Annotated in this window: 9 protein-coding genes; 8 read left to right on the top strand and 1 reads right to left on the bottom strand. The window is 61.3% G+C overall.

What is annotated here, in order from left to right; genetic code table 11:
- The first annotated feature begins 134 nt into the window (after positions 1-134).
- The 3 genes from P8X75_14095 (at position 135) to P8X75_14085 (ending at position 2,173) form a co-directional block, all read left to right on the top strand.
- The gene (locus P8X75_14095; GenBank protein MEJ1996315.1) at positions 135-884 is read left to right on the top strand and encodes a LexA family transcriptional regulator; all 750 of its coding nucleotides are present in this window, start codon (positions 135-137) and stop codon (positions 882-884) included.
- A gap of 99 nt (positions 885-983) precedes the next feature.
- A complete protein-coding gene (locus P8X75_14090) occupies positions 984-1,847 on the top strand; it encodes a D-amino-acid transaminase (protein MEJ1996314.1) in 864 nt (287 codons plus the stop codon).
- Between the two features lie 125 nt (positions 1,848-1,972).
- Entirely contained in the window at positions 1,973-2,173 is a 201-nt protein-coding gene (locus P8X75_14085) for a hypothetical protein (GenBank protein ID MEJ1996313.1), read from the top strand.
- Positions 2,174-2,194: 21 nt separating this feature from the next.
- On the opposite strand, the gene P8X75_14080 is transcribed toward P8X75_14085, so the two are convergent.
- Complete coding sequence (locus tag P8X75_14080; GenBank protein ID MEJ1996312.1) at positions 2,195-2,500, bottom strand: hypothetical protein; 306 nt, start codon at positions 2,498-2,500, stop codon at positions 2,195-2,197.
- Positions 2,501-2,663: 163 nt separating this feature from the next.
- On the opposite strand from P8X75_14080, the gene P8X75_14075 reads away from it, so the two are divergent.
- The 5 genes from P8X75_14075 (at position 2,664) to P8X75_14055 (ending at position 7,017) form a co-directional block, all read left to right on the top strand.
- Positions 2,664-2,795, top strand: coding sequence for a hypothetical protein (locus P8X75_14075; GenBank protein MEJ1996311.1), 132 nt, complete (start codon positions 2,664-2,666; stop codon positions 2,793-2,795).
- A gap of 751 nt (positions 2,796-3,546) precedes the next feature.
- On the top strand, positions 3,547-4,347 hold the full coding sequence (locus P8X75_14070) for a hypothetical protein (GenBank protein MEJ1996310.1): 801 nt from the start codon (positions 3,547-3,549) through the stop codon (positions 4,345-4,347).
- Between the two features lie 125 nt (positions 4,348-4,472).
- Complete coding sequence (locus tag P8X75_14065; GenBank protein MEJ1996309.1) at positions 4,473-4,934, top strand: hypothetical protein; 462 nt, start codon at positions 4,473-4,475, stop codon at positions 4,932-4,934.
- A 119-nt stretch (positions 4,935-5,053) separates the two neighbouring features.
- Positions 5,054-6,076 carry an AraC family transcriptional regulator ligand-binding domain-containing protein gene (locus P8X75_14060; GenBank protein MEJ1996308.1) on the top strand — a complete coding sequence of 341 codons (1,023 nt, stop codon included), beginning with the start codon at positions 5,054-5,056 and terminating at the stop codon, positions 6,074-6,076.
- 119 nt (positions 6,077-6,195) lie between these two features.
- Positions 6,196-7,017, top strand: a complete 822-nt coding sequence (locus tag P8X75_14055; GenBank protein MEJ1996307.1) for an NmrA family NAD(P)-binding protein — start codon at positions 6,196-6,198, stop codon at positions 7,015-7,017.
- The last annotated feature ends 469 nt before the right edge of the window (positions 7,018-7,486 follow it).

Below are 7,486 nucleotides of genomic sequence, written 5' to 3'. Positions count from 1 at the left end.
TCTTCAAGCGGGTCGGTGTCATCTCGCCTCCAAACTTGGCTATTGTTGTTGTGGGATATATAACTTTCCTTGTCGTAAAATTAACCATTTTAATTGTAAATATTTTCATCACGGAATGTTGTAGGAACGAGACTATGAACAAGATTCAAGATGTCGTGCGTCAGAGGCGCACTGAAATCGGCCTGTCGCAGCCGCAACTGGCGCGCCGGATCGGTGTTTCCGCGCAAGCCATCCAACAGTTGGAGGCCGGAGACGTCCGGCGGCCACGCTATCTCGTCGAACTGGCGAATGCGCTCGGTCTGGATCCTCTTGCGCTGCATGAGGGCCGCACAGTGGTCGTGGGGCCGGGGGCCAAGCCTCTGCCCTCCCCCGCCATGTCCTCCGGCCGCAACGCAGCAGCCTCACAGGGCGCCGGCGGCGACACGGTCATGGGGGCCAGCGAACCGCCCCGTCCGAACGCGGCATTCGGGCGCAATGCTCCGATGGGCGCGCGCGACCTTCCGGTCTATGCGAGCGCGCAAGGCGGGCCGGACGGTATGTTGGTGGACTACGACCCCATCGAGTGGATCGAGCGGCCGACACCGCTCGCCGGCGTTCCCAACGCCTTTGCGATGTACGTGGTGAACGATTCCATGGAACCCCGGTTTCGGCAGGGCGATCTTCTGCTGATTCATCCTCAGCGCCCGGTGCGCAAGGGCTCCGACGTGCTTTTGATCACGCGGGCGGAGGATGCGACGGAGCATGAGGCCTTCATCAAGGAACTGGTGTCGCTCGACACCGACAAGGTGAAGCTGCGTCAGTTGAACCCGGAGAAAACCTTCTCCATCCCCCGCGACAAGGTCAGCGGGCTCAATCTCGTTGTCGGGGTCTATTACGGGCATTAAAGCCTTTTGCCGGGGCGTGAACGGGGCTTGAACGCAAGGCGGAAATCGGCACACTGACCGCCAGATTAACGGCCAACCCCAATCAGCGAGCGCCCCGACATGTCCCGTATCGTCTACGTCAACGGTGAGTTCCTTCCAGAGGAAGAGGCTAAGATCTCCGTCTTCGACCGGGGCTTCCTCTTTGCCGATGGCGTTTATGAAGTCAGCACCGTTATCCGTGGCAAGTTGGTCGAGAACGAGGGGCACCTGAAGCGCTTGGGACGCTCCCTGGCTGAGCTCAAGATGGCGCCGCCCTGCAGCGATGCGGAGATTGAGACGGTGCAGAAAGAGGTTGTCGCGCGCAACCAGCTCGACGAGGGGATGATCTACCTGCAGGTCACGCGCGGCGCCGCCGACCGCGACTTCGCCTTTCCGGAGGATGCCAAGTCGAGCCTGGTCATGTTCACCCAGGAGAAATCGGTCCTGGAAAGCAAGTCCGCCGAGAAAGGCATATCGGTGGTTACCCTGCCCGATATCCGTTGGAAACGACGGGACATCAAGACCGTTGGCCTTTTGGCGCAATCCCTGGCCAAGCAACAGGCGCTGGACGCCGGCGCCAACGACGCCTGGATGGTCGAGGATGGCTATGTCACCGAAGGCTCCTCAAACAACGCTTTCATCATTACCGCCGACGGGAAGCTGGTGACGCGCGACCTGAGCAACGAGATCCTTCACGGCATCACCCGTAAGGCTGTGCTGGCCCTGGCCGAGCGCGACGGCATCGAGATCGAGGAACGGGCCTTCACGCCGGAAGAAGCCTACGAGGCGGCCGAGGCTTTCTCGACCAGCGCCTCTTCCTTCGTCATGCCCGTGGTCCGGATCGATGACCGGATCATGAGCAATGGCGCGCCCGGCCCGGTCTCAAAGCGCCTTCGGGAGCTGTACATCGAGATGGCTCTAGCGGAAGTGGAAGCCCAGGCCTAAGGGAAGCCCCTCGCCGGGAATTTTCGGGCTCTGCGGGAAGTTTTTCCTTCCCAAGGCCGCCGAGGCTCATGTTAGCCTTGCGCCTCACCCAAAATCACATCGTTATCCAAAAAGGAGCGTCGTTGATGTCAACGAATGCTGAAATTTCTGCACGCCTGCTTCGCCATGCCGCCGAATTCTTTCGCCATGTGGGGGAGCAGAACCCCAACCTTCAGGAACAGCTGAGCGAAGAGGCGCGGGTTTTCGACACCGTCGCCGATGTTGTTGAGAAGGACCCGACGGGCGCCTCGCTGGACAACAGCGCCAACGAAGAAGAAAACTCGTAACGCTTGGGCGCCGGGAGGCGACTACTCGACGGACACCTTCGATAGACAGTGCGACCGTTGAGCGGCCAAGTCCGATTCTTGGATCGTCGCCCGTTCGCCCAACTCCAGCGCGTATTGCTGGAACTGTTGCTCGCTCATGCCCTGCTGCTCCGCCTCGGCGATGGCCGCCTGGGCGTAGCGCAGGGTTTTCTGAACATAATCGTCGCGCAGTTCCTCGCCCTTGGTGCGCGCCACCGAGGCGTTGAATATCGCTGAGCAAAGAACCAGCTGATCCAGCGTTTCATCGGCTAGCGCCGGCGCTGGGATCGAAAGGAGCGCTGCGGTCATTACCGACGCCGCGCCGAGGGACCTAATTTTTCTGCTGTGATGGATGGCTTTTCTCTCAATCTTTCTATTTTGCATGAGTGTTCTTGTTCCTCTTGCAATCTTCTTTGGTGTTACTCAGTGTAGTCGCTTACGAAGGCTCTTAGGCGAATGAGGAATTAAAGCCATGATGGAGACCGGCCCACAAACTTCCGGCGCGCTTGCGGTCGTCATCGGTGCGATCGGCGTCCTCCTATTGCTTGAGTTCGCCCTCCCCGGCGGATTAAGCGGTCTTCTCGACCGAATTCTGGGGAAGTGAATCCCTCTCGAAGCCGTGGCTCCTCTAGCGCCGCGCCAACCAGATGCCAAAAACGCCGAGAACAATAGCGACAATAAGCAAATTGTCGGTAACCACCCGAAAGAGGTCGTTGAACCCTCCCATTCACCAGTCTCCCTCTGGTTTTGATCCGTTGTGCAGACTAGAGGTCCTAGCCGCAAAAGTCACCCCAATGAACTCTCGCCATCCGTTATTTTCCAACAAGAGTCGGTAAGGCGCTATGGCCGTGCGCGCCGGGCACGACCTATCGCTGCGCATGCCTGATGTATTTGAAGGGAAAAATTTACCGGGCATTAAGCAAGTTTCCGATAGGGTGAATCCTACAAAACTATCTATAAACTGTTTCCGTGGGATTGAGTCATGTCGCGCAACATCTTTCTTGAAGCGTTCGTCTTCTCCGCCTTAGCGGTGGGCATAGGCGCCTACTTCTTCGGCGGAGACATGATGGCGCTGCTCGCCACCTCCTAACACAGAAGTACCCGTGAGAGATTCATCCGTCCGGCGCCTTCTAGGCGCAGAAGGGCATAGTCCTGTGCGCGCTGGCAAAAAAGCGCTTCGGAGCAGTCAGCGCAGCGCACACGGTGACCATTCTGTGACCAGGCCGAATAATTCCTTGGAAATCCGGGAATATCCACATTTCCTTTAAATACCGGTATTCGACAAAGAACTGTGCCTCTGCTTAGCCTTGAAGGCAAAAGAGAGGCTCTAGTTCGAAGGTTGAGAGGAGATTCCCGTGACCAAGTTTGCAAGGATCATCGTCATGCCATCTGTCGCCGGCGCGTTTGTGCTGAGCGCTGGCCTTCTGTTCACCGGTCCGCTCGTGATCGGCGAAACGGCGCCGGATCAAATCTCTGCCTTCGCGGCGCCGGGCGGTAACGGCAACGGCAATGGAAATGGCGCCGAGAACGGAAATGGCGGCTCAGCCGGTCGCGGGTCCCAGGGCAACGGTCCACAAAGCAACAACGGCATCAACGGTCGCAATGGCCTGGCAAAGGGTAAGGCCACCGCGAACGGCCAATCCATTGGATCGTCAAACTCGAACAAGGATCTTGCAGAAGCGGCGCGGGACGCCCGTCAAGCTGTCCATGAATCCATCAAGGGATTGGCAGAAGTCCTCGGGGGCCGCCTGAACGCCCTGCACTCTGCGATCAACGGAAACACCACGAACGCGGCAAGTCACTCGGCTGCCGGCCAGGCCAGTGTCGCCTATGGCGCGGCCACCTCCGAAGAGGGCACCACGGAAGAGAACAGCGAGACGCTCGGCGTGGCGCTCGGCAACCTCTCAACAAAGAAAGAGCCGGTTGAGGATACCAGTCCGCTCGAGGAAGCGATCGCCAGCTTCACCGAAGCCCTGGCGAGCCCCTTCCAGGACGACGCCGCAGCGGAGGACGACACCATGGACGACGACACTCCGGCGTTCGATAGCAACAAAGCCGCCGCGGACTCTGTGAACGACACGATTGAGTCCAAGGACGGCAAGGTTGGCATGAGTGCCGCGAAGGGCGAAGAGAGCAATGGCGAGGATGACCTCTAACGCCTTTGGGCTGCGCAAGTTCATCTAGTCCCAGGCCCCCTGCTCTATCTCTTTGACATGGCTGCTATCTCCTGTGATGTCGATGCTGATAGACTCTTGGAGAAGTTGGCCAGGGAGAAGCCGCCATGTTCCGCTTTGGGATACCTCGCGCCATCAGTTTCTCGACCGTTTTTTGCGCCCTCGCTCTCCTGCTGGGAGCGGCCTGCAGTCAAGGCGTAGCCCCGGCTCCGCCGATCGCGAACCGCGAGGGTGGTTTGCAGCTCACCTATGAAGATGTAGCCGATCCCCTGACCGGCCTGCGGGAAACCAACGCAGGCGGCCTGGCGACCTCCGGATGGATGCGGCTGCGCCCCAGTAGTCCCCCTTCAGGTTTGAGCGCGGATCAGGAGACCGACTATTGGCTGGGCGGAACCTCGGAAGCCATGCGGCGTTGCGGCTATACCGAAGAGGTAGCGGCCCTCCGGGCGCTCGCCACCGACTCCTCCCTGTTCGCGCGTGGCGCCAACAAGGTCCAGGGCTCCAGGATGGCCAGCTGCGCTCAAGCGCTGCGATTGGCCCTCTCCATTCTCTCACATGAAAAGAACTAACCGGCTGCGAATCAAGAAGGACTGCCGCCCGCGTTTCATTCAATCGATCCAGCAGAACAACCGCCCCACAGCGTAACTTCCTTCCCATGCCTCCCCTTTTGTTCGAATAATCGTGGCCCATGGGAAAGATCTCCGCACTGTTCGCGCACAAGGTCGTGGGCGCCGCCACTACTGACAGAGGGTCGGCGGCGCAAAGGCGCGAGATGCTGTTGGCCTCGTTAGACATCGACCCAAAAGCGCCGGTCGACCCCAAGCAGATGATCCCGGACAGCGACTATTATGACCTGTGTGAACGGGTTGTCCGCGGTGACCCGGAGGGACATTCCCTTTCCCTGCGGGTCGGGGGTTCCATGCGCTGCGACGATTACGGCGCCTTCGGCCTCGCCTGGAAGTCGGCCGTGGACCTCCGCGGTTCCTTCGAGCGGGCCGTGCGCTACGCCCTGGTCCTGACCAGCGTCGCGACCTACGAGATCCTACCGGCGAGCGACCGCGGTTTGCTGGTTCTCCACCGCGAGGGAGAGCGCCGCTTGGGCTTGCGCATCTCCAATGAGCAGACCCTGGCCGCGATCATGCGGATCAGCCAGGAGGTCTGCCAGGTTCCCTTCCGGCCGGAGGCTGTTTACTTCAAGCATGACGCCCCTCACGTCGTCTCAGCGCACGAGAACTACTTCGGGTGCCCCGTAATGTTCGGCGCAGAGCACGACGCCATTGAACTGTCCGAAGCGCTCCTGCGCTCTCCGAACCGCCTCGGCGATCCGGGGATGATGGAGTTCTTCGACAGTCACCTGGAACGCGAGCTTGCCGGGCTGACGGATGACCAGGGCCTTGAGCGGCGGGTGCGCATTCAAGTCTCCCAGGCTCTCAGCGAAGGCGTCCCGAGCCTGCCAGCGGTGGCTGTCAGGCTGGGGATGAGCGCACGCACTCTGCAGCGGCGCCTCGCCGAGCGCGGCCTTGCCTACAACGATCTGGTTGAGGCCGCGCGGCGCGAGTTGGCCGAGCGGCTCCTCTCGCGGAGCCCCTACTCCCTGGCGGAGATTGCCTTTCTCACCGGCTATGCGGAGCAGAGCACCTTCTCCAGAGCTTTCAAGCGCTGGTCCGGACAAACGCCCGCCGAGTTCCGCAGGGCGAAAACGGCCCGCTAGCAAAAGCTCCATCCATCTGGCGTGGCGCGCGAGGCCAAAACACTGGCATGGGATGCCAAGACCCGCGCCGGTCGGCTTGCTATCTCCTTGATCCTATTCTCGATCAAAGGAGACCAGAAATGCAGACCAAACCCATCCTTGTCATCGGCGCCAACGGAAAAACCGGCTCCCGCGTGACCGCCCGCCTGGAAGCCATGGGCCATCCCGTGCGCCGGGGCTCGCGCGCTTCAGCAACCCCNNNNGATCGCCAGGAGACCTGGGCGCCCGCGCTCCAGGGAGCCTCGCGCGCCTATGTGACCTACTTCCCGGACCTCGCCATGCCCGGCGCGGTGGAGCGGGTCGACGCGCTTTGCCATGAGGCCAAGATCGCCGGGCTGGAGCGGCTGGTCCTGCTCTCCGGCCGAGGCGAGCAGCACGCTCAGCGCGCCGAGGAGGCGGTGCGGGGGTCGGGTGTCGATTTCACCCTTGTTCGCGCGGCCTGGTTCGCACAGAACTTCTCGGAAGGCGCGCTGCGCGAGCCGGTTCTCTCCGGTGTCTTGCCCATGCCGGGCGGCGAGGTCGCCGAGCCGATCATCGACATCGACGATATCGCCGACGTGGCCGTCGCCGCCCTGACGGAGGAGCGGCATTCAGGCGAGCTCTATGAGGTCACCGGCCCGCGCTTGATGACCTTCGCTGAGATGGCCGAGGTACTGTCGCGGGCGATCGGCCAGCCGATCCAGTATCTGCCCATCACCTTCGAGGCGTTCCATGCAAGCGTCGCGGCCACAGCAGGCGAGGCGCTAGCGGACATCATCACGGATATCGCACGCGAAACCCTGGATGGACGCAATGCCCGCGTCGCCGACGGGGTGCAGCGCGCGCTTGGGCGTCTCCCGCGGGACTTCGAGAGCTTCGCCGCGTCAGCTGCCCGCTCGGGGGCTTGGACCAGAGCCGCCTGAACTCATCCGCCGCTGCCCCTTCTGGCCCGCCGGAGGTGTTTGGCAGTAAGGTCCGCGGCGACCAATTCGGGCGCGTGGGACAGAAGGATGCCCTGCCAGCCTGTCTGATGTGGCAGCCTGGGACAGTTCGAGTAGCCGTTCTGGTGTCTTAGCTCCGACCGTCCCAGGCACGCCACCAAAGGTATCGCTGATGTCCAGTACCCCACCCACCTTGCACCTGTTCTACGGCAAGATCGCTACAGGCGGAGGATTCAATACTGTTCTGCTCGAGGAAACGGCTTCTCGGGTCTAGAGCAGGCCCTTTCCGCGCGGCGCCCCGAAAGTCGACAAGTCCCCTGGACTGGCCTAGACTGCTCACATCACCGTTGAGTGAGCGGATGACGTGATCGCTTGGATCGTTCCTTCCGCCGGGTAATGCCATGATGACCCTCTCTCGATTGCTTATCGTCGTGCTGGCGGGAACCTTGCT

This window comes from Limibacillus sp. (assembly GCA_037379885.1).
GTDB lineage: Bacteria > Pseudomonadota > Alphaproteobacteria > Kiloniellales > CECT-8803 > JARRJC01.
The sequence above is the reverse complement of the archived record's forward strand: the minus strand, read 5'-3'. Positions and strand labels throughout refer to the sequence as shown.